18 protein-coding genes are annotated in these 21,027 nt (G+C 70.1%); 15 read left to right on the top strand and 3 right to left on the bottom strand.

Going from position 1 to position 21,027, the window contains the following annotated elements:
• The first annotated feature begins 12 nt into the window (after nucleotides 1-12).
• From ABZ552_RS14565 to ABZ552_RS14535, 7 genes are all read left to right on the top strand, one after another.
• Nucleotides 13-1,701 (top strand): sensor histidine kinase, encoded by a 1,689-nt coding sequence (locus tag ABZ552_RS14565; protein ID WP_357437478.1) that lies wholly within the window; start codon nucleotides 13-15, stop codon nucleotides 1,699-1,701.
• Complete coding sequence (locus ABZ552_RS14560; protein ID WP_281918854.1) at nucleotides 1,683-2,354, top strand: response regulator; 672 nt, start codon at nucleotides 1,683-1,685, stop codon at nucleotides 2,352-2,354. The genes ABZ552_RS14565 and ABZ552_RS14560 overlap by 19 nt, the downstream gene beginning before the upstream one ends.
• 606 nt (nucleotides 2,355-2,960) lie before the next feature.
• Nucleotides 2,961-4,010 (top strand): Gfo/Idh/MocA family oxidoreductase, encoded by a 1,050-nt coding sequence (locus tag ABZ552_RS14555; protein ID WP_281873772.1) that lies wholly within the window; start codon nucleotides 2,961-2,963, stop codon nucleotides 4,008-4,010.
• A gap of 86 nt (nucleotides 4,011-4,096) precedes the next feature.
• Nucleotides 4,097-4,987, top strand: coding sequence for a bile acid:sodium symporter family protein (locus ABZ552_RS14550; RefSeq protein WP_281918855.1), 891 nt, complete (start codon nucleotides 4,097-4,099; stop codon nucleotides 4,985-4,987).
• Between the two features lie 87 nt (nucleotides 4,988-5,074).
• A complete protein-coding gene (locus ABZ552_RS14545) occupies nucleotides 5,075-6,745 on the top strand; it encodes a protein kinase (RefSeq protein ID WP_357437454.1) in 1,671 nt (556 codons plus the stop codon).
• Nucleotides 6,746-6,830: 85 nt separating this feature from the next.
• Nucleotides 6,831-7,625 carry a M50 family metallopeptidase gene (locus tag ABZ552_RS14540; RefSeq protein ID WP_281873777.1) on the top strand — a complete coding sequence of 265 codons (795 nt, stop codon included), beginning with the start codon at nucleotides 6,831-6,833 and terminating at the stop codon, nucleotides 7,623-7,625.
• Nucleotides 7,626-7,766: 141 nt separating this feature from the next.
• Entirely contained in the window at nucleotides 7,767-8,687 is a 921-nt protein-coding gene (locus ABZ552_RS14535; RefSeq protein WP_281873779.1) for a DUF5995 family protein, read from the top strand.
• A 22-nt stretch (nucleotides 8,688-8,709) separates the two neighbouring features.
• Here the strand turns inward: ABZ552_RS14535 and ABZ552_RS14530 are convergent, their stop codons facing one another.
• The gene (locus ABZ552_RS14530) at nucleotides 8,710-9,183 is read right to left on the bottom strand and encodes a gluconokinase (protein ID WP_281919388.1); all 474 of its coding nucleotides are present in this window, start codon (nucleotides 9,181-9,183) and stop codon (nucleotides 8,710-8,712) included.
• Between the two features lie 343 nt (nucleotides 9,184-9,526).
• Between ABZ552_RS14530 and ABZ552_RS14525 the strand changes: the two genes are divergently transcribed.
• Together ABZ552_RS14525 and ABZ552_RS14520 are read left to right on the top strand one after the other, a co-directional pair.
• Nucleotides 9,527-9,859 carry a hypothetical protein gene (locus ABZ552_RS14525; RefSeq protein ID WP_281873780.1) on the top strand — a complete coding sequence of 111 codons (333 nt, stop codon included), beginning with the start codon at nucleotides 9,527-9,529 and terminating at the stop codon, nucleotides 9,857-9,859.
• 10 nt (nucleotides 9,860-9,869) lie between these two features.
• A complete protein-coding gene (locus ABZ552_RS14520) occupies nucleotides 9,870-10,790 on the top strand; it encodes an LLM class F420-dependent oxidoreductase (RefSeq protein WP_281873781.1) in 921 nt (306 codons plus the stop codon).
• 39 nt (nucleotides 10,791-10,829) lie between these two features.
• Here ABZ552_RS14520 and ABZ552_RS14515 read toward each other — a convergent pair whose 3' ends face one another.
• On the bottom strand, nucleotides 10,830-12,833 hold the full coding sequence (locus tag ABZ552_RS14515; RefSeq protein WP_357437449.1) for a CocE/NonD family hydrolase: 2,004 nt from the start codon (nucleotides 12,831-12,833) through the stop codon (nucleotides 10,830-10,832).
• 215 nt (nucleotides 12,834-13,048) lie between these two features.
• On the opposite strand from ABZ552_RS14515, the gene ABZ552_RS14510 reads away from it, so the two are divergent.
• From ABZ552_RS14510 to ABZ552_RS14490, 5 genes are all read left to right on the top strand, one after another.
• Nucleotides 13,049-13,948, top strand: a complete 900-nt coding sequence (locus ABZ552_RS14510; protein ID WP_357437446.1) for a dienelactone hydrolase family protein — start codon at nucleotides 13,049-13,051, stop codon at nucleotides 13,946-13,948.
• A 173-nt stretch (nucleotides 13,949-14,121) separates the two neighbouring features.
• Nucleotides 14,122-15,174: a PQQ-dependent sugar dehydrogenase gene (locus tag ABZ552_RS14505; protein ID WP_357437663.1), complete on the top strand. Its 1,053-nt coding sequence runs from the start codon at nucleotides 14,122-14,124 to the stop codon at nucleotides 15,172-15,174.
• 109 nt (nucleotides 15,175-15,283) lie between these two features.
• Nucleotides 15,284-15,730: a MarR family transcriptional regulator gene (locus ABZ552_RS14500; protein WP_281873786.1), complete on the top strand. Its 447-nt coding sequence runs from the start codon at nucleotides 15,284-15,286 to the stop codon at nucleotides 15,728-15,730.
• 2 nt (nucleotides 15,731-15,732) lie between these two features.
• Nucleotides 15,733-16,155: an organic hydroperoxide resistance protein gene (locus tag ABZ552_RS14495; protein ID WP_281873787.1), complete on the top strand. Its 423-nt coding sequence runs from the start codon at nucleotides 15,733-15,735 to the stop codon at nucleotides 16,153-16,155.
• Between the two features lie 16 nt (nucleotides 16,156-16,171).
• The gene (locus ABZ552_RS14490) at nucleotides 16,172-17,158 is read left to right on the top strand and encodes a zinc-binding dehydrogenase (RefSeq protein WP_281873789.1); all 987 of its coding nucleotides are present in this window, start codon (nucleotides 16,172-16,174) and stop codon (nucleotides 17,156-17,158) included.
• Here ABZ552_RS14490 and ABZ552_RS14485 read toward each other — a convergent pair.
• The gene (locus ABZ552_RS14485) at nucleotides 17,146-18,705 is read right to left on the bottom strand and encodes an NAD(P)/FAD-dependent oxidoreductase (protein ID WP_281873790.1); all 1,560 of its coding nucleotides are present in this window, start codon (nucleotides 18,703-18,705) and stop codon (nucleotides 17,146-17,148) included. The genes ABZ552_RS14490 and ABZ552_RS14485 overlap by 13 nt on opposite strands.
• A gap of 489 nt (nucleotides 18,706-19,194) precedes the next feature.
• Here ABZ552_RS14485 and ABZ552_RS14480 point away from each other — a divergent pair, with 489 nt between their 5' ends.
• Complete coding sequence (locus ABZ552_RS14480; protein ID WP_357437441.1) at nucleotides 19,195-20,886, top strand: hypothetical protein; 1,692 nt, start codon at nucleotides 19,195-19,197, stop codon at nucleotides 20,884-20,886.
• The last annotated feature ends 141 nt before the right edge of the window (nucleotides 20,887-21,027 follow it).

The raw sequence follows: 21,027 nt of genomic DNA, 5'->3' as shown, positions 1-21,027 counted from the left end.
TATGCTGCGGCCATGGCCACTGAGGGCGCGCGGGCCGTGCGGTTGCGGACCCAGGTTCTGCTGTCGCAGATCCTGGTCGTCGCGCTGACGCTCGGTGTGGCGTTCGCGGTGTTCGGCTACCTCAGCGATCAGCGGCTGCGCGACGCCTACGGCCAGCGGGCGCTGGCCGTCGCGCGCACCGTCGCGGCCGACCCGGTGGTGCGCGCCGAGGTGGCCAGATACGCGCCGGGCGCGGTCGCCGACGATCCCGGCGTGCGCCGCGACCTCGCCGCGGGTCCCCTGGAACGGCTCGCGGTGGACGCCACGCAGCGCAACGGCGCGTTGTTCGTCGTCATCACCGACGACGCGGGCATCCGCCTCGCACACCCGGACGCCGGACGGCTCGCCGAACACGTCAGCACCGATCCGTCCGAGGCGCTGGCGGGCCGCGAGTCGATCACCGAGGAACGCGGCACGCTCGGCGACTCGGTGCGCGCGAAAGTGCCGGTGCTCGCGCCCGGCGCCGATCGTGTGGTCGGCGCGGTCAGCGTCGGCATCGCCACCGACGCGGTGCACGAGCAACTGCTCGGCGATCTGCGCACCGCGGGCGGGCTGGTCGCGGTGGCGCTCGCGGTCGGCATCGCCGGATCGATCCTGCTCGCCCGCCGGTGGCGCGGGCTGACGCTCGGGCTGGAACCGGACGAACTGGCCGAGCTGGTGCGCGGCCAGGCGGCGGTGCTGCACGGCATCGGCGGCGGCGTGCTCGCCGTCGACGCCTCGGGGCGCACGACATTCGTCAACGACGAGGCGCGCCGGTTGCTCGGCATCGCCCCCGACATCGGTCGCCCGGTGGACGAGATCGGCCTGACGCCGCGGGTGCTGGAGGTATTGCGCGAACCCGACCAACCGCCCGCCTCGGCGACGGTCGGCGCGAACATCGTCATCGTCTCGGCGCGCCGGGTGAGTCGCGACGGGCACGATCTCGGCGCGGTGCTCACGGTGCGCGACCGCACCGACGTGGAATCGCTGACCCGGCAGCTGGACGCGGTGCAGTCGATGAGCACGGTGCTGCGCGCGCAGCGCCACGAGTTCTCCAACAAGATGCACCTGGTCAGCGGGTTGTTGCACAGCGGGCGCGTCGAGGAGGCGGCGCGCTCGGTCGACGAACTGGTCGGGGCGGGCCCGCTCGGTCCCGCGACGCCGGGCATCGACGCCATCCACGACGCGTACCTGCAAGCCTTCCTGGCCGCCAAGGCCGCGCACGCCAGGGAGAACGGGGTCGAACTCGCGCTCGGGCCCAACACCTGGGTCGAGGGCGACCTCACCGATCCGGTGGACGTGACCACCGTGCTCGGCAACCTCCTGGACAATGCCATGGAGGCGGTCCGCGACCGGGACCGGCCGGTGCGGCAGGTGGAAGCCGAACTGGTGCAGGAAGATTCGACACTGCACATCACCGTCGCCGACAGCGGCGACGGCGTCGCCCCCGACCTGGTCGACACACTGTTCGCCGAAGGTGTCTCGACCCGCGACGATCGCGGTGTCCCCGGCGGGCGCGGGGTGGGCTTGGCCTTGATCCGCCAGATCGCCCGCGCCCATGGCGGCGATGTGCGCCTGTCGAGTCCCGGCGGCGGCCGTCCGCCGCTCACCGGCGCGGAGTTCATCGCCCGCATCCCGGGGGTGCTCATGGAAAGCGAGGTGTCGTGGCCACGCCGACCTTGACCGTCCTGGTCGTCGACGACGACTTCCGGGTGGCGAACCTGCACGCCGGGATCGTGCAGGTCATCCCGGGTTTCACGGTGGCGGGTACCGCCAACACCCTCGCGGCCGCGCGGGAACTCGTCGCGGCGGCGCCGATCGACTTGGCGTTGGTGGACGTCTACCTCCCGGATGGATCCGGCATCGACTTCCTCCGCGAGATCCGCTGCGACGCGATGATGCTCACCGCGTCGACGGAGAGCGACGCCGTGCGAGCCGCCGTCGCGGCGGGTGCGCTGGCCTACCTCGTCAAGCCGTTCCCGCACACCGAACTGGCCGCCCGGCTGGCCGCCTACGCCCGCTACCGGCGCATTCTCGCGGTGCCGCAGGTCGACAACGCCCGGGTGTCCGCAGCGCTGCACGCGCTGCGTCCCGCGGTCACCGCGAGCCCGGCGGCGACGGTGTCCTCCCCGACCAAAGAGGCTGTCCTGCAAGCGATCATCGATGCGGGTGCGCCGCTGTCTGCGGGCGAGGTGGCGAGCGCCATCGGCGTCTCGCGCGCCACCGCCCAGCGCTACCTGGCCGGGCTCGTGGCGAGCGGCACGGTGCGCATGAGCCTGCGCTACGGCACCACGGGACGGCCGGAACAGGAGTACTCCGCCGGACCGCAACGCTGAGCAGGCGGTGCCGACGGCGCCCGGCGGATGCGGCCCCCGCGCGGCACCTCCGCGCGCGCCGGGATGTGGCCCCGCCCGCGGTGCCTCTTGCGACTACCGGGCCGCCCCTTCCGCGCGCGACAATATGCCGCCTCGGCGAGCTGACGCCTCCGACCGAGCTCGCCAGTATGCCGCCTCGGCGAGCCGGCTATTCCGCGCTCGGCGGCGTGCGATCTCGACGGGCAGGCTATCCCGCGCCCGCCGGGATGCGGCCCTGGCGAAGTGACCCCTTTCGATCGCGCTGACCGGTATGCAGCCCCGGCGACATGCCCTTCCGCGCCCGGCAGCATGCGGCCCTGGCGGTCTCCTCCTCCCGCACTCGGCGATGCACCGTCCACAGTCCCAGCGGCTGCCCCTCCCCAGCCGGCGGTACACAGACCCAGCAAGCTGCCCTGCCACGCCCGGCGGCGTGCAGTCCCGGCGGGGTGACGAGTCCGCGCCCGGCGTCGGCAGGCCGACCTCCTGCGCCCCGCGGTACGCGGTCCCGCCGGGGGCCTGACTATTCCAGCGCGGACCACTGCGAACGTGGCGATGCCTGCCGCGGTCGCCGGGCGGTAGCGTCGGGGCATGAGCATCGTCGAGGTCGCCGTTCTCGGGTACGGCCTGGCCGGGTCGGTCTTCCACGCTCCGCTGATCGCGGCCGAGCCTCGGATGCGGGTCGCGGCCGTGGTCACCTCCTCGGAAGAACGCGCGGGCCAGGCGCGCGCCGAACACCCCGGCGTGCGCGTGGTACCGCGAGCCGAGGAACTGTTCGCCGCGCCGGACGGCATCGATCTGGTCGTGATCGCGACGCCGAACCGCACGCACGCGCCGCTGGCCGGGCAGGCGCTCGCGGCCGGGCTGCCGGTGGTGGTAGACAAGCCGTTCGCGGTCGCGGTGGACGACGCCGAAGACCTCGTCGCACGTTCGGAACGGACCGGCCTGGCGTTGTCGGTGTTCCAGAACCGGCGCTGGGACGGCGACTTCCGGACCGTGCGCGAACTCGTCGAGACCGGGAAGCTGGGGCAGGTGCGGCGTTTCGAGTCGCGGTTCGAACGGTGGCGTCCGGTGCCGAAGGGCGGCTGGCGGGAGATCGGCACCGACGAGGAAGGCGCGGGGATCCTGCTGGATCTCGGCAGCCACCTGGTCGACCAAGCCGTCACCCTGTTCGGCCCGGTGGCCTCGGTCTATTGCGAACTGGACCGGCGGCGCGCGGGGATCACCACCGACGACGACGCGTTCGTCGCGCTCACCCACACCGGCGGCGTCCGCTCCCATCTGTGGATGAGCGCCGTCGCGCCGCAGCTCGGACCGCGCTTCCGGGTGCTCGGGTCGGAAGCCGGGTACGTCACCTACGGACTGGACCCGCAGGAAGACGCGCTCCGGTCCGGCCGCCGTCCGGGCGATTCAGCTTGGGGCACCGTTGATTCCGACCGCTGGGGCATGCTGGGCGCGGAGCCCGGATTCGCCCCTGTGCCGACCCTGCCCGGCGCGTATCCCGCGTTCTACGCGGCGATGGCCGCGGCGCTGCTCGACGGCGCACCCGTGCCGGTCGACCCGCGCGATGCCGTCACCACCCTGCGCCTGCTGACGAAAGCGCGAGAGTCGGCGGCCCGCGGTGTGACCGTCACCGCCTGACCCGGGGCTGGCCACCTCCGCCACGACTCGATAACGTCGGAGCCCGGGATCGGCCGGTCCGGTCGCTCGGCGGAGAGGAGACCCGAATGGGTGCAACGGTTTTCGCGGTACTGCTGCCGCTGGCGCTGGCCTTGGTGATGTTCGGGCTCGGATTGACCCTGACCACCGAGGATTTCGCCCGCGTACTGCGGTATCCGAAAGCCGCGGTGATCGCGCTGGTGTGCCAGATGGTCGTGCTTCCTGCCCTGTGCCTGGGCCTGATCTACCTGTTCGGCTTGGAAGGCGCCCTCGCCGCGGGCATGCTGCTGCTCGCCGCGTCCCCGGGCGGAGCGTCGGCGAACCTGTTCAGTCACATCGCCGGAGGCAATGTGGCGCTGAACATCACGCTCACCGCGATCAATTCGGTGCTAGCCGTGTTCACCATGCCGGTGGTGGTGGCGCTGTCCTACGCCTTGTTCCTTGACAGCGAGGGCTCGGTCGGACTGCGGCCGGAGAAATTCGCGCAGGTCTTCGCCATCGTGCTCGTGCCCGTCGCGATCGGCATGGTGGTGCACCGGCGGTTCGCGGAGTGGTCGCGCCGGATGCGCGGCGCGGTGAAGATACTCTCCGTCGTAGTGCTGGCGCTGGTGGTCGCGGCCGGGGTGGGCTCGAACCTGGACACGCTGTCGGAGCACATCGGCGAACTGTCCGCGATCTGCTTGTCCTTCGCCGTGATCAGCCTCGCGGTCGGCTATTTCGTGCCCCGGGTCTTGCGCGTGGAAGCCGATCAGGCGATCGCCTCGGCCATGGAGATCGGCGTGCACAACGCGGCGCTCGCGATCGCGGTCGCCGCTTCGGTGCTGGACAACGAGACCATGGCCGTGCCGGGCGCGGTGTACGGGGTCCTGATGAACATCCCGGCCGCGATCGCGGCGTATCTGCTGGCCAGGCGGGCGCGGCGGGAGCAGCCCGAGGCCGAGCCGAGCGTCGCGGGTTAGCGGGGCAGTGAGCTGCGCGGACAGGGACGCCGGGCGATGAGTAGCCTCTCGGAGGATCGACCTGATTCGAAGGGAGCCAGCTGCGCGATGCAACCGCTCGGCACGAACGATCCGGCCCGGATCGGGGACTACCGTCTGCTCGGCGTGCTCGGTGCGGGCGGCATGGGCCGGGTCTACCTCGGCCGGAACGCGGGCGGGCGCACCGTCGCGGTCAAGGTCATCCGGCCCGACATGATCGATGCCGAGTTCCGTCAGCGCTTCCGGCGCGAGGTCGCCGCGGCGCGCCGGGTCGGCGGACAGTTCACCGCGCCGGTCATCGACGCCGACGTGGACGCCGATCCGCCGTGGCTGGCCACCGGGTACGTGGCCGGATTCGCGCTGGCCGACGCGGTCGACCGGTACGGGCCGCTCACCGAGAACGCGCTGCTCGTGCTGGCGCACGGACTGATCGAGGCGTTGACCGCGGTCCACCGGGCCGGGGTGGTGCATCGCGACCTGAAACCGTCCAATGTCCTGCTGGCCCTGGACGGCCCGAAGGTGATCGATTTCGGCATCGCCCGCGCCGCCGACGACAGCCGGCTCACCACCACCGGAAAAGTCATCGGCTCCCCGGGATTCATGTGCCCGGAGCAGGTGACCGGCGATCCGGTCGGCCCACCCGCCGACGTCTTCGCCCTCGGTGGCGTCCTCGTGTTCGCCGCGACCGGCCACGGACCGTTCGGCGTGGGCGAGACGATGCAGATGCTGTGGCGGGTGGTGTACGAGGAGCCGCAGCTCGATGACGTGCCCGAACGGCTGCGCCCGCTGGTGGCGGCCTGCCTGACCAAGGACGCCGCCGCACGTCCGACCGCCGACCAACTGCTCACCCAGCTCACCGCCCTCGGCATCCCCGACCGCGGCGGCTGGCTGCCCGCCCCGGTGCTCGAGGAGGTCAGCCGCCGCGCGGTGGAGCTGCTGAACCTGGATTCCGGCGCGTTCGACCACGTGACTAGGCCCGCACCGGCCGATCCGGCGCGCACCGCCGACACGATGGTCGGCCCCGCCGCGTATCCGGACACGCACAGCGACCCCGGGCGATCGGTGCCCACGCGGATGCAGTACCTGGGCTCACCGCAGTCGTCTCCCACCTTCATGGGACACCAGACGTACCCGCCCGCGCATCAGAGTTCGCCCCGGCTCGGCGCGGTCGCCGCTCCACCTCCCGCGCACCGCCCCGGCCGCGCCCTGCTCGTCGTGGGCGCCCTGGTCGTCGCCGTCGCCGTCGCCGTAGCGGCGTTCGTGGTCGGCGCACAGTTACGGAACGACGACGCGGACCGTTCGATCGCCCAGACCACCCGAATCGACAGCGCTCCTTCGACGGCTACCGCCACGCAGGCCGGTGACGCGATTACCACCACCACCAGCAGTCCCTCCGGCACAAGTGTTCCGAAGGCGTTTGTCGGCGAATGGAAAGGCGTGGCCCGTGACGTGCTCGCGTCCTTCGACATCGTGCTGACCATCAGAGACGGCACGGTCGGCGAAGAAGTCGCGCAGTCGTCGAACACCGGCAAACTGGGGGGCGAGCGCTGCGAGCGCACGGAGACTCTCACCGGCGCCACCGACAACGAGCTGTCTTTCGTCGCGCGCCTCTCCGGCGGCTCGCCCACCTGCTTCGACAACGGCTCCACGTCGACGGTCAGATTGCAACCGGACGGCTCGGTGGCCTACCGCCTTTCCGGCGTTCTCGGCAACATCGAAGGGGTTCTGCACAAGAGCTGAAGGCCGGACGCCGGCGTCGCGCCGGGTGCCGTGCGCGGGAACGCACGCCCGAGCGCGGTCGGCGGCGGGCGGTTAAGGTGCGGCGGTGGACAGAGCGGAATTCTTCGAGCGCGGCGCCTCCATCGCCGATCGTCTGACGACGACGCAAGCGCAACCGCCGTGGTGGCTGGTGGTGGCGGCCGCCGTGGTGGCGCTCGCGCTGGTGGGTTACACACCCGTCTGGCGGCTGACCCGCAATATCGTCACCATCGCGCACGAAGGCGGGCACGCCCTGGTCGCGTTGCTGACCGGCCGGAAGCTCAACAGCATTCGCTTGCATTCGGACACCTCGGGTCTCACGGTGTCGAGCGGAAAACCGTACGGGCTCGGGATGATCCTCACCACGATGGCGGGCTATCCCGCCCCGCCGCTGCTCGGTCTCGGCTTCGCCGCGCTGCTGGGCGCGAGCCGGATCACGCTGATGCTGTGGACCGCCATCGCCCTGCTCGCCGCGCTGTTGATCAAGATCAGGAATGTCTACGGCGGCATCACGGTGCTCGGCCTGGGCGCGGTGGTCTTCGTCGTCTCCTGGTTCGGCACGGACACGCTGCAAGCGGGATTCGCGTATCTGGGCGCCTGGTTCCTGCTGTTCGCCGGGGCGCGGCCGGTGCTCGAACTGCAGCGCAGCCGCTCCCGGCAGCAACGTGCCCGCTATCAGGAGGTCGATTCCGACGCCGATCAGCTCGCCCGGCTCACCCGGCTGCCGGGCCTGCTCTGGGTTCTCGTGTTCGGCGCCGTCGCCGTGGGTTCACTGCTACTCGGCGCGTGGCTGCTCGTCTCCGCCATCGCCGAGGTCTGCCTGCCCGGCACGCCCTCCGGCTCCTGCTTCGAGGCACGCTGACCGCCGCACCGCCGGATCGGCTCGGTTAGGCTTCGATCCCGACCTGCGCCATCGCCTCACCCGCGGCCGCGGCGCATCGCCGAGCTCACCCCTATCGGCTATCCCGACACCAGATCGCGATTCACGACCTTCGGAGCCAGCATGGCGGACATCCTCGCGCGCCCATCGCATGCCCTTGCCCGGCACAGTTTTTCGGCATTGACGTCGGCCGTCGCGGTGCTGCTCGCCGCAATAACGCTCTCCCCGACCGCCTTCGCCGCACCGGCTGGCACGGCCTGCGGCACACCGTTGACTCCGGCCGAGACGGCCACGATCACGGAACTGTCCGACACCGGGACGCTGACCGGTTCCTCGCTGACACAACTAGAGCAGGCAGTCGACCGGCACCGGCGAATCACCGAGATCCTGGTCGCCCACCGCGACCTGCGCGGTGTGTTCGCCCTCGGCCTCGACGCGGTCGAGCATGCCGCCGTGCTGCCGCTGCAACGCGATCCCGCGTCGTTCGACGACCCGGAATGGGCGCACCGGATCAGCCTCGAGCTGCTCTCGCGCTTCCTGCACACGGTGCATGCCGAATTCACCGGGGCGCCCGCCGACCCGCACTGGGCGCACTACTTCGCACTGACCCGTCGCTGCGAACTGTCCCCCGCGCGCGTCGCGATGGCCGGTTACAACGCGCATCTGACCGTCGACCTGTCCTACTCGGTCGCCGCGGTAGGCAGCACCACCGCCAACGCGCGCGACTATTACCGCATCGTCGACGCGATCGCCCAGCACGGCGCGCTGATCGTCGAGGCGACCAAAGCCGTCTACGGCGGCGACCTCGGGCCGCTGTGGCGCTTCTACTTCGTCGGCGAGGGCTTGGACCTGCTGCTGGGCCGGGGCGTGGCGACCGGTCCGTTGCTCCGGCTGGCCGACGCGGGCGCCAACGTCGTCATCTTCGCCAACGGCTTGGCGCTACAGGATCCAGCCGCGGCGCCCGCCGCCGTCGCCGAGATCGACGCGTTGTGGCGCGCACTCGATCCGGCTTTCCAAGCCCTTTCGGATATCGGCGCGCTCTAGCGAACGCCTCCGGAGGCAGCGCTCACTCGTGCAGCGCCGCCACGGCTTGCCGGATCACTTCCCGGGGCGGTCGGGTCGCATCGACGGTGCGGCCGTACTCGTCGGGATCCAGCGGCTCCAGGGCGGCCAGTTGCGAAGCGAGCAGGCCCGGCGGCATGAAATGTCCCCGGCGCGCGGCCACGCGACGCTGGAGTTCGTCCCGGGGCACGTCCAGGTGCAGGAAGAACGCGTAGGAAGCGGACGCGCGCAGCCGGTCGCGATAGGCCCGTTTGAGGGCGGAGCAAGCGACGACGCCTCCCTGTCCGGATCGCTCGGCCATCCACGCGGCCAGCGCGTCGAGCCAGGGTTCCCGGTCGGCGTCGTCCAACGGGATCCCCGCCGCCATCTTCGCGACGTTCGCGGGCGAGTGGAAATCGTCGCCCTCGGCGTACTCGACCCCGAGCGCCTCGGCCAAGGCGGTGCCGACCGTCGTCTTTCCCGAACCCGTCACGCCCATCACGACGATCACCGACACCTCGTGCACTGGAACCTCCTTCCCGTACCGCGGCGGATCAGTTCTGCGCGTGGACTTGTCCCCGGCGACAACCTACCCGCAGGCCACTTCGTCCACCCGTGCGGTGACGATCGCCGCACCCGCCCGACAGATTTCGAATGCCGAGACAGTGCGATCTCGCAGAACTCCAAAAATATTCTGCGACAAGTATTTCGAGATAGCACGGACGACTGGACAGGAAGTACCGAATGTTTGCGACGACGCCAGACACGGACCTGGTCCGACATCCGGACCGCGACCGCGGGCTCGCCCCAGGCGCCGCCGGGGGCGGAATCTGAGCAGCGGCATGCCCCGCACACGGAGCGCCGCCCCCGCCTCCGGCGAACTCGTCCCGGCCACCGAGCACATCGTGCGCCACCTGCTCGGCATCATCCCCCGGCGGCACGTCGAGCGCGGGAACCTGCTGCGGGAGGAGATCCGCGCCACCGTCGCGCACTGCCTGTCGACCATCGGCTCGAGCGCATCGGCCGCCTCACCGGCCTGGACACCGCCGCTCCGCACGCGCTCTACCGGTTGCGGGCCGCGCTCATCGCGCGGACCTACACGCGGCCGGAGCCCCAAGCGCCGCCGGACGAGCGCCGATCTCCGCACCGCGCGTGAGGCCCGGCCCACCGGCTAGGGTCGTCGACATGGAACTACGCATCTTCACCGAGCCGCAGCAGGGTGCCAGCTACGACACCCTGCTCACCGTTGCCAAGGCCACCGAGGACTTGGGATTCGACGCGTTCTTCCGCTCCGACCACTACCTGAGCATGGGCGGCGCCGACGGACTGCCCGGCCCCACCGACGCCTGGATCACCCTCGCCGGACTGGCCAGGGAGACCAAGCGCATCCGCCTGGGCACCCTGGTCACCGCCGCCACCTTCCGGCTGCCAGGACCGCTGGCGATCCAGGTGGCGCAGGTGGACCAGATGTCCGGCGGGCGGGTCGAATTCGGCTTGGGCAGTGGATGGTTCGCCGAGGAGCACGCCGCGTACGGCATCCCGTTCCCCGCCGACAAGTTCGCCCGGCTGGAGGAACAGCTGGCCGTGATCACCGGGCTGTGGGCCACCAAACCCGGCGACACCTTCAGCTACGACGGCAAACACTATCAGCTCACCGACTCCCCCGCGCTGCCCAAACCCGTGCAGGACCCGATCCCGGTGCTGATCGGCGGGCAGGGCGCCACCCGCACCCCGCGGCTGGCCGCGCAGTACGCGAGCGAATTCAACATGCCGTTCTCCTCGCTCGAGGACAGCGCGCGGCAGTTCGACCGGGTGCGCGCCGCCGCGGAGGCATATGGCCGCGCCGCCGACGACCTGGTCTACTCCAACGCGCTGGTGGTCTGCGTCGGCGCGAACGACGCCGAGGTGGCGCGCCGCGCCGCGGCGATCGGACGCGAAGTGGACGAGCTGAAGGCCAACGGCCTGGCCGGTTCGCCCGCCGAGGTGGTGGACAAGATCGGCCGGTACGCCGAGATCGGCACCGGCCGCGTCTACTTGCAGGTGCTGGATCTGAGCGATCTCGCCCATCTGGAGCTGATCTCCGCGCAGGTGCAGTCGCAACTGTGAACTCGTGTGGGTCGCCTGTCCGGCGACCCACGTGAGGGTTCAGCCCAGCGGGCGGTTGGTCGGCACGATGGCGAAGCTCGGCGCCGACGGATCCAGCTTCAGGTGCTGCGGCTTCAGTTGGGTGTTGTTGAGCATGGGCCGGAAGGCCAGCGCCTTCGGCGAGTTGCCCGCGAAGACGTCGATCCGCAGCCGGTGGCCGGGTCGCAGCACCGCCTGGGTGGGAATGACCGCGATGTCCAGCGCCACCGGCTCCCCGGGCACGACCGGCTGCACACTGTCCAGGGTGAGCGGATTGAACGGTTCGGTCAGGTCGCCGGCCGGGGTGCGACTGCTCTTCTGCTCGTCGACGGCGCGCAGCGAGGCGGTCAGCTGCCCGGTGGTCAGCACCTTCGAGGACCCGTCGGGCGCGACGTCGTTCAGCGTGACGCTCCAGTAGCCGTCGGTGGCGTCGTGCACCGTGTTCAGGTGCACGTTCACCGGCCCCGAGATGACCGTGGACTCGGTCATCGGGGCACTGGTGAAGGTCAGGGCGTTGCGCTCGGCGATGCGCGAGTCCTTCGCGCACACGTCCACCACCGCGGCCATCCCGGCCGAGCCCTGCGCGGTGTCGCGGGAGCACGCCGCGGCGAGGCCGGGGGCCACGGTCAAGGTCTGCCGCTCGCCGGGGACGACCATCGTCAGCGACCCGTCGTACACAGCCTTCCCGGCGGTGCCGCTCGGTTCGGCCGACAGATACACGCGGCGATGGTTGAGGTCCTGCTGCGGGAACTGCCCGAGGGTGATCCAGCCGCCGCCCTGTTCCCACACCGTGATCGGGCCGAAATCGCCCAAGCCATGATCGGCGTCCTTCAACCACTTGTCGAACCACACGCGCTGCAACACGTCCAGTCGCGGCGGTGCGCCCGGAATCCCGGTCCCGGCACCGGGATTCGCGTGGTAGGTGTCGCCGACGATCAACTGCTTGCGGCCCGCCGGCAGCGGGATCGCGTTGTACAGCTTGGTCGCGCTGTTGGCGAAGATGTCGTGCCAGCCGCCGTAGACGAAGGTGGGGACGGTGATGTGCTCCGGATGACCTTCGATGCCGCGCCGGAAATAGCTGTCCTCGTCCAGCGCGTCGGCCAGCGCGGGCGGCACGTGGTCGAGTGAGGGCGTGAGCAGCGCCTGGGCCAGCAGATCGACGTTGCTGGCCGGATCGGACATCCGTTCCTGCAGCCACGCCCAGTCGAAGGTGCCCCGCAACATCGACTGCACGTCGGGAATCAGCTTCAGCTGGTTGACCGTGCTGAGCCACAGCGGAAGGAACGTCGTCCCCACGCCGCCGCCCGGCGCGACGACGTCACGCATGAGATCGCTGCCCGGTTCCACCGGGAAGATCGCCTGCAACGGCGCCGGAGCGTTCTCGGCGGCGCGCAACTGGTTGATGCCCGAATACGAGCCGCCGCTCATGCCGATCCGGCCGTTCGACCACGGCTGCGCGGCCGCCCACTCGATCACCTCGCGGGTGTCGAGTTGTTCCCGCTCGCCGAGGGTGTCCCAGGCGCCCTGGGAGAAACCGGTGCCGCGCACGTCGGCGATGACTTGCGTGTAGCCGGCCCGGATCAGGTTGCGATCGAGCCCGAGCACGGTCTGCACGGTGCCGCCGTCCACGGCGTGCAGCAGATCACCGAAACCGCTGACCGGCGTGCGGGCCAGATTCACGCGGTTGACCAGGCGCACGGTCAACGGCTGCAAGCCGGGCACCGCGAGCGCCGTATCGATGAGATTGGTCATGAGCTTGGTGTAGGGCGTGAGGTTCACGACGGTCGGCAGCGGCTGCTGCTCCACCTCGCCGCCCTGCTTCACCGGCCGGTAGACGTTGGCCTTCAGGACGACGCCATCGCTCATCCGGATCGGGACGTCCCAGTCGATGTGCACGTCGGCGTACGGCTGGGGACCGTCGTGCAACGCGGTCCATCGCACGCTGTGCGCGCCCACCGACGGCTCCGCGGCCGCCGGCGCCGACACGAATCCCGTCGCCGCCAGCACCGCGACCAAGGTGGCCATCCGGATCGCCCTGATCGTCGTTCGTCTCACGCCACGCCCCGCTGCCATCTCGCTCCCTCGACCGGTGTGCGGACCGACCATCGATCGCCCGATTGAGCGCCAACGTAGCAATCGTCCGGCGAATGTCGTGGGAGGTGCGGTCGGGCCGGTTTGTCGCGGGCGAACAGGCGGTGAACGCCGCGCGCCCGCCGACGATCCGGCTTATCGTGGGGCTCATGACGCCGTTGCAGCGCTACATCGCCGAGGAGATCGCGGCGGATCACGCCGACGGTCTGCTCACCCGGCGGGAGGCGCTGCGCAGGCTGGGCCTGCTCGGGCTCGGCGCCACCGCCGCCGCTACGTTGCTGGCCGCTTGCGCGAGCACGGGCACCGAAAGCTCGGATTCCGCGCCGTCGCCCACGGCGCCCTCGACGCCACCGGGTTCCGCGGCCGCCCTTCCGACCGCCGCCGTCACCTTCGACGGTCCCGGCGGGGCGCCGCTGCAAGCGGCGTGGGCCGCGGCGCCGCAGCCACGGGGAGGGGTGCTGGTCGTGCACGAGAACAAGGGCCTCACCGATCACATCCGTTCGGTCGCGGGACGTTTCGCGGGCGCGGGCTACTCCGCGCTCGCGGTCGACCTGCTGTCCGCGCATGGCGGCACCAGCGCGTTCACCGATCCGGCGGCGGCGACCGCCGAGCTGAGCCGCATTCCACCGGAACAACTCGTCGCCGATTTGCGCGCCGGGCTCGATGAACTGCAGCGTCGAGTGCCGGGAAAGAAGCTCGGTGCCACCGGTTTCTGCTTCGGCGGCGGCCTCACCTGGCTGCTACTGGCCTCCGGCCCGTCGCCGCTGGCGGCCGCGACGCCCTTCTACGGGCCGTTCCCGGACAACGGCGATCTGTCCGCGTCGAAAGCCGCGGTGCTCGGCGTCTACGCGGCGGCCGACGCCCGGGTGAACGCCTCCCGGCCCGCCGCGGAAGCGGCACTGGCGCGCTCGGGCAATCCGCATCAGATCTTCACCGCTCCCGATGCGGACCACGCTTTCTTCAACGACACCGGTCAGCGGTACAACGCGACGGCGGCCACCGAGGCGTGGCGTCGCGTAACCGACTGGTATGGAACGTATCTCGGCTGATGCCGACCGAATCCTGCCGTCGCAGCGGAATCCGGAAGCCTCCCCGGGGCTCGGATTCCGACCGGCGGTCCCGATCGGCCGTTCGACGTCCACGCACTCGCGAGGTCGGGCGCGGGGAATCGACTCGGTCGCACGGGCAGCGCTCGGCGATCGCGGCGTTCCTGCTCGCGGTGGTGCTGACAGCCTGCGGAGCCGAGAACTCGACCGGGCCGGATAGCACACCTCCGGCGGCGGGCACCGTCGCACCGAGCGATCCCGCCGGTCGGCCCGACCTCGATGCCGCCGAGGGCGTGGCCGAGGATCTCGACGTGCCGTGGGGGCTGGCCTTCCTGCCCGACGGCGCGGCACTGGTCGCCGAGCGCGACTCCGGACGGATTCTGCGAGTCGGCGCGGGCGGTGCGCAGGAACAGGTGTATCAGGTGCCCGGCGTCGCCGCGCGGGGCGAAGGCGGACTCCTCGGGCTCGCCGTCGCGCCGGACTACGCCGAAAGTGGCTACGTCTACGCCTATTTCACCTCGGAGACGGACAATCGCATCGTCCGGTTCCGGCTCGACGGTCCGCCGGAGGTGCTGGTCAGCGGAATCGCCGAGGCAGGCAACCACAACGGCGGACGGATCGCGTTCGGGCCGGACGGCATGCTGTACGCCGGAACCGGTGACGCCGGGGAATCCGGACGATCGCAGGATCCGGCGAGCCGCAATGGAAAGATCCTCCGGTTGACCCCGGAAGGCCATGCGGCTCCGGGCAATCCGTTTCCCCGCTCACCGGTCTACAGTCTCGGCCACCGCAACGTGCAGGGACTGGCGTGGGATCGGGCCGGTCGCCTGTTCGCGGCGGAGTTCGGGCAGAACCGGTTCGACGAGATCAATCTGATCGAACCCGGCCGCAACTACGGCTGGCCCGGCGTCGAGGGCACGGGCGGCGCCGGCCGCGGCTTCACCGATCCGCTACTGACCTGGACCACCGCGGAAGCCTCACCGTCGGGCATCGCCATCGCCGGGGACACCTTGTACGTCGCGGCGCTGCGCGGCGAGCGGCTGTGGACGGTGCCACTCGAAGACGGCCGCGTGGGGGCGCCGCGCGCCGAATTGCGCGACCGGTACGGCCGCTTGCGCACCGTGGAGGTCGCGCCGGACGGGGCGTTGTGGCTCACCACCTCCAACACCGACGGCCGCGGCGACCCCCGTGGCGGCGATGACCGCGTCCTGCGTTTCCCGGTTCGCTAGCCTGGCCGAACCCCTGCGGCCGGTCGGCATCGCCGCCTCCCGACACTGTGACGAGCACGACCACACGTTTATGTTGTGCACAACCAAATTGCCCACTACATTGTTGCTCATGACCGATCACCTCACCCTCGACGAGCAGCTCTGCTTCCCGCTCTACGCGGCGTCCCGGGCGATGACCGCGGTCTACCGCCCGAAGCTGGAACGACTCGGGCTCACCTACCCGCAGTACCTGGTGATGCTGGCGCTGTGGGAACGCGACGAACGCAGCGTCGGCGACGTCTGCCAGGCGCTCGATCTGGATTCCGGCACGCTCTCCCCGCTGCTCAAGCGGCTGGAGGCGGCGGGCCTGCTCGAGCGGCGGCGATCGGCGGCCGACGAACGCCGCGTCGATATCCGGCTCACCGACCGCGGACGCGCCCTGCGCGCCGAAGCGGGCGACATCCCGGCCCAGATGGCCGAGGCCAGCGGCCTGTCCATGGACGACGTCACCGCGTTGCGCGACATCCTGCACCGACTGACCGACGCACTGAAGTCACAGCTGAACGAAGGAGAGTAGACATGCAGATCCTCTACACCGCCGAGGCCCTGGCCACCGGCGACGGACGCAACGGCCGCGCGCGCAGTACCGACGGCAAGATCGACGTCGACCTGTCGGCGCCCAAGGAGTTGGGCGGCAACGGCGAGGGCACCAACCCCGAGCAGCTGTTCGCGGCCGGCTACGCGGCGTGCTTCCATTCGGCGCTGCGCCTGGTCGGCAAGCAGGCCGAGGCGAACATCGACGACTCCGCGGTCGGAGCCAAGGTCGGCATCGGGCCGAACGGCGCGGGCGGCTTCGGCCTTGCGGTTACCCTGGAGGTGTCGCTCCCCCACCTGTCCAGGGAGGACGCGCAGGCGCTCGCCGACAAAGCACACCAGGTGTGCCCGTATTCCAACGCGACCCGCGGCAACATCGACGTCCAGGTCCTTGTCGCCGACGACTGATCGAGAAGGAGCGGATATGCGTGCCGTAGTCATCGAACGATTCGGTGAACCGAAGGACGTGCTGGCCACGGCCGACCGCCCGATCCCGGAACCGGGGCCGGGTGAGGTGCGGCTCGCGCTGATCCTGTCGCCGATCCACAACCATGATCTGGCCATCGTGCGCGGCGTGTACGGCTACCGGCCCGAGTTGCCCGCCATTCCGGGCAGCGAAGCGGTCGCGCGTGTCGACGCCGTGGGTCCCGGAGTCACCGAGATGTCGGTCGGACGGCGCGTGACGGTGTCCGGTGCGATCAACGTGTGGGCGGAGTACTTCGTGGTCCCGGCCCGTCAGGTCATCCCGCTGCCCGACACGGTCTCCGACGAGACCGCGGCCCAGTTGCTGGCCATGCCGTTGAGCGCGCTGATGCTCATCGACGACCTCGGGCTGCGGCCAGGCGAGTGGCTGGCGATCAATGCCGCCAACGGCGCTGTCGGGAGGCTGGTGAACGTCTTCGCCCGGCAACGCGGTCTGCACGTGCTGAATCTGGTTCGCGGTCCCGGCTCCGTGGCGGCACTGCGCGAACTCGGCTACGAGCCGGTGCTCGATACCGAGAGCGAGGGCTGGCGCGAGCAGGTCGAAGCCGCCACCTCGGGTGCGCCCATCGTCCGGGCCGTCGATCAGGTCGGCGGGCGCGCCGCGGCCGACGAATTGGCGTTGCTCGCGCCGGGCGGGCAGCTGATCTCCTTCGGCGCGCTCTCGGGTAAGCCGCTGTCGCTCGACGCGGGCAGTCTCATCTTCGGCCAAGTCGCGGTGAAGGGCTTCTGGGGCGCCAAGCGGATCGAGGAGATCGGCGCCGACCAGCGCGGACGGCTCATCGGCGAACTGATCGATCTCGCGGCCCGCGGCGAGCTGCGGCTCGACATCGAAGCCGCCTACCCCCTCGAGGCCGCGGCCGACGCCGCTGTCGCCACCGAGACGCCGGGGCGCGCCGCGAAGATCGCGCTGCGGGCTCAGCCCGCCTGACCGGCGGCGAGCACGGCCATCGCGGCGTTGTGCCCGGGAATCCCGCTGACGCCGCCGCCCCGGATGGCGCCCGCGCCGCACAGGAACACGTTGCGGTGGCCGGTCGCCACGCCCCACCGGACGGCGGGGTCGGCCGGGTCGGCGTCCTCCGGGAGGTAGGGGAAGGCCAGATCCCGGTGGAAGATGTGTCCACCGGGCAGGCCGACCTCGCGCTCGAGTTCGATCGGCGTCTTCGCCTCCAGGCAGGGCGCGCCGTTCTCGTCTTTCGCCAAGCAGTCGGCGATCGGCTCGGCTAGTACCGAGTCCAGTTGGGCCAGCGTGGCTTTCACGAACTCGGCTTTGACCGACGCGTGGTCGGCGGCGAAAAGCTTCGCGCGAGCATGCAGGCCGAACAGGGTGAGGGTGTGCGCACCCTGCGCAGCCAGATCCGGTGACAGGATCGTCGGATCGGTCAGCGTGTGGCAATAGATCTCGGCCGGCGGCGCGGACGGGATCCGGCCGATCGCGGCCTCGCCGTAGGCTCGGTCGAGCTGGGCGTACGACTCGCCGATGTGGAAAGTCCCGGCGAATGCTTCCCGGGGATCGACTTCGGCGTCGCGCAATCGTGGGAGGCGGCGCAGCAGCATATTGATCTTCACCTGCGCGCCCTCGGGCTTCGGCGGCGGGGACTCGCCGAGCAACCCGGCAAGGGTGTACGGTGCCACATTCGCCAGGACGTACCGCGCTCCGATCTTGCCGTCCGCGTAACCGACTTCCGCTGTCCCGCCGTCGGTTTCGATGCTCGTCACCTCGCGCCCGGTGACGATCTCCGCGCCTGCCGCGCGCGCGGCCTCGGCCAGCGCGTCGGTGAGTGCGCCCATGCCGCCGATCGGCACATCCCAGTCGCCGGTCCCGCCGCCGATCACGTGATACAGGAAGCAGCGATTCTGCCGCAGCGACGGATCGTGCGCGTGGGTGAACGTGCCGATCAGCGCATCGGTGAGCACCACGCCGCGCACCGTGTCGTCGGCGAAGGTCGACTCGATCGTCTCGCCGAGCGGCCGCTCGAACAGCGCCTCCCAGGTGGCCGCATCGTCCACGATGTGCCGCAACGCCTCTTTCGACGGAAGCGGCAGGGTCAGCGTCGGGAAGACCCGCCGGGCTAGCTGCCCCGTGGACGCGTAGAACCGCCGCCATGCCCGGTATTCGCTCTCCGAGCCGGTCGCCCGCGCGAAACTCGCCTCCGTCCGCGCGGGCGCCGACGAGACCAGCAAACCCCCTGCCCCGACCGGTGTGTAGGACGAGACCGCCCGCCGCCGCGTCTCGAACCGTAAGCCCAGATCCGTCACGATCGACCGCGGCAACAGGCTCACCAGATACGAGTACCGCGACAACCGGGCGTCGACGCCCGCGAACACCCGCTCGGACACCGCCGCACCACCGACATGCGGTTGCCGCTCCAGCACCAGCACAGAGCGCCCGGCCCGCGCCAGATACGCGGCGGCCACCAAACCGTTGTGCCCGCCGCCGACGATCACGACATCGTAGAAGGAGCGCGTCGGCGTCATCCGTTCTCGATAGCACGAATCGGCGCCGGATGGACAGCGACGCCGCCGACAACGGCGAGGAATCGATTCCGAACCGACCACGGCCGTTGCGACGGCGATCGGATGACGCGGCCCTCCACCCTGGCCGCCGATGGCCTCTTCCGGGCGTCCGACCGGCGCGGTACAGGTAAACGGTCGGCGGAATATCGATGGTGGCCTGGGCGGATGAGAAATTCGGGCTGCTGCACCGACAAGGCGTGATAGCTTATGCGGCAAGGGGAGTCTTGATTGTGGGGGGGTACTCAATTGGTTACCGACCATGCTCGACCGGGGCTAGTCGATGTGCGCGCGCCAGCGGCGGATGCGGTGAATCGCCGGTCTCGAAGGAACGCCGACGAACCGGTGTTGCGGCTTCGGAGGAACGCTTTCTACACAGCTGCCGATGACCGGCTCGCGGTTCTGTCGCACCGCGGATTCGTCACGAGAACCGTTCCCGATGCCGAAGGGTGGATGACCCTTCTCGCCCCACTGCTGGACGGGCACAACACCTTGCGTGATATCACTCAGCCGTTCCCGCAGCAGCATCGATGTTTCGCGGAGAAGCTGATATCCCTTTTGGTCGATCTGGGCGTGGTTCAGCAGAAGTCGGCCGACGATCCCTACCCGGATGACCCGGAAGTCGATCTCATCGGCTACTCCGTCGCGGACCCAACTGCCGCGCTCGCTGTGCTACGGGGCGCGCCGACGGTCGTCATCGGCACCAGCCCGCTGGCCGAGGCAGCCGCTGCGGCCCTTCGGGACTCCGATATCGAGACGACATGCATCGACCCCGCCGCCCTGGAAACGGTCCAATTCTCGGCCTGCAACGCGGTCGCGTGCCTGGCGATCACCGATGTCGGCCGCATCGCCGCGGTCGAGCAGTGGTGTCTACACAAAAACGCGCCCTTGGTGCTGGCGGCACTCGGGCAGTCGTCCGTGTGGATCGCGCCGCCGGGCGTCACCTTCACCGAAGTGCGTCCACGCTTGGATGCCATCGACTCGGCAGCCCCTTTGGCTGATTACGCGGCCGCTGCCCTTGCCGCGGTTGCCGCCTATCTGGCCCGAACCTTGATCCAGTGCGCGACCACGATCGATGACGACAGTACCGATCGACGACTTGCGCGCATAGACACCGAAACCTTGGCGACGACCACACATCGTTACCTACCCTTCCGGCGAACGCCGCGACCACCTGATCCGGAATCATTTCTGCGGCGTCTGGCTACCGCACGATCGACGGCTTCGTTGCAAGATGCAGACTTTGCTCGCCGAGCCGTCGGAATCACGGATGACCGAGTGGGCGTCATCAGCACGGTCAGCGAGGGACCATACGCGCAGCTGCCGCTACGCGTCGCCGAGTCGGTGGTTGCCGATCCGGCCGGCGAAATCAAAACCAAGATCCGGGCCTTCGGGGTCGGCAAGAACACCGCCTCTGCACGGCTGTCCGCGGCGCGTGCCGCGTTGCGAACATCCGCGGCGCTCGCGGCTCCACGCGACGGATCCGTGTTCGGCTACAGCCTCGATGATCGCACGCCAGTCGCGATGAGCGCGGCCACTGCTTTCGAGATAGCAGCGATGAAAACTACGTATGGGCTGCCGGTCGGCACCGCCTACGGTGACAGCCTCGACCAGGCGGTCCTGGCCGGCCTGCTCGATCATTGTCGTTCCATCACCGTCTCGACGGTGCGAGGTCGAGCCGGGTACCTGTTCCCGGAGATCGATGCTGCGGCATTCGTCGGCGCGCTCGGCCGTTACTGTCTGTCGGCGCTGGAGGCGATGCGTGTCACGGTGCAGCTGTTCGCCCTCACCGAGGTTCTGGGCGCACCGGTCGTTGCTGTCTTGGTCGACGGGGTCACCCTGGCCTACGGGTGCGGGGTCGACCTCGCGGGTGCGGTCGAGGACGGAATCATCACCGCGACCGTGTGCCAGCAGTCGCTGTACCACGACGAACCGGACTACCGTCCTGCCCCGGTGCCCGAACTTCCCACCAGCGTACGTGGAACTCGTGGCGAACCCCCGACGGCAGCCGTGCGGCAGGGAGAATTGGTTCGGTCTTTGCATGCGCGGGGCTATACGTCGTCGTTCGTGTTGCTCGATGATGATCCGTGGATCAGCGCGATCATGCCTCATGTGGTTCGCGTCATCGTAAGGAAGCGTTCGTGAAGAGGGCGGATCGAGCCGAGGAACCTGCCCTTTGCGACGAGTCGGCTTACTGGGCAGCGATATTGCTGCAGTACGCCTTGTGCGCCCCGGCCTGGTTGGTCCGATCATCCGAACCGGATCCGGCTGAGTACGTCGATACGT

Origin of the sequence: Nocardia sp. NPDC019219 (genome assembly GCF_040632645.1) — a bacterium.
Lineage (GTDB): Bacteria > Actinomycetota > Actinomycetes > Mycobacteriales > Mycobacteriaceae > Nocardia > Nocardia sputorum.
This window is presented reverse-complemented; position numbering and strand designations above follow the sequence as displayed.

Bases quoted from the DNA above. Each gene is read 5' to 3' on its own strand.
- ABZ552_RS14520 (WP_281873781.1), top strand. From the start codon at position 9,870: ATGGAACTACGCATCTTCACCGAGCCGCAGCAGGGTGCCAGCTACGAC.
- ABZ552_RS14545 (WP_357437454.1), top strand. From the start codon at position 5,075: ATGCAACCGCTCGGCACGAACGATCCGGCCCGGATCGGGGACTACCGT.
- ABZ552_RS14510 (WP_357437446.1), top strand. From the start codon at position 13,049: ATGACGCCGTTGCAGCGCTACATCGCCGAGGAGATCGCGGCGGATCAC.
- ABZ552_RS14515 (WP_357437449.1), bottom strand. From the start codon at position 12,833: ATGGCCACCTTGGTCGCGGTGCTGGCGGCGACGGGATTCGTGTCGGCG.
- ABZ552_RS14550 (WP_281918855.1), top strand. From the start codon at position 4,097: ATGGGTGCAACGGTTTTCGCGGTACTGCTGCCGCTGGCGCTGGCCTTG.
- ABZ552_RS14530 (WP_281919388.1), bottom strand. From the start codon at position 9,183: ATGGGCGTGACGGGTTCGGGAAAGACGACGGTCGGCACCGCCTTGGCC.
- ABZ552_RS14485 (WP_281873790.1), bottom strand. From the start codon at position 18,705: ATGACGCCGACGCGCTCCTTCTACGATGTCGTGATCGTCGGCGGCGGG.
- ABZ552_RS14535 (WP_281873779.1), top strand. From the start codon at position 7,767: ATGGCGGACATCCTCGCGCGCCCATCGCATGCCCTTGCCCGGCACAGT.
- ABZ552_RS14490 (WP_281873789.1), top strand. From the start codon at position 16,172: ATGCGTGCCGTAGTCATCGAACGATTCGGTGAACCGAAGGACGTGCTG.
- ABZ552_RS14555 (WP_281873772.1), top strand. From the start codon at position 2,961: ATGAGCATCGTCGAGGTCGCCGTTCTCGGGTACGGCCTGGCCGGGTCG.
- ABZ552_RS14495 (WP_281873787.1), top strand. From the start codon at position 15,733: ATGCAGATCCTCTACACCGCCGAGGCCCTGGCCACCGGCGACGGACGC.
- ABZ552_RS14565 (WP_357437478.1), top strand. From the start codon at position 13: ATGGCCACTGAGGGCGCGCGGGCCGTGCGGTTGCGGACCCAGGTTCTG.
- ABZ552_RS14480 (WP_357437441.1), top strand. From the start codon at position 19,195: ATGACCCTTCTCGCCCCACTGCTGGACGGGCACAACACCTTGCGTGAT.
- ABZ552_RS14525 (WP_281873780.1), top strand. From the start codon at position 9,527: ATGCCCCGCACACGGAGCGCCGCCCCCGCCTCCGGCGAACTCGTCCCG.
- ABZ552_RS14500 (WP_281873786.1), top strand. From the start codon at position 15,284: ATGACCGATCACCTCACCCTCGACGAGCAGCTCTGCTTCCCGCTCTAC.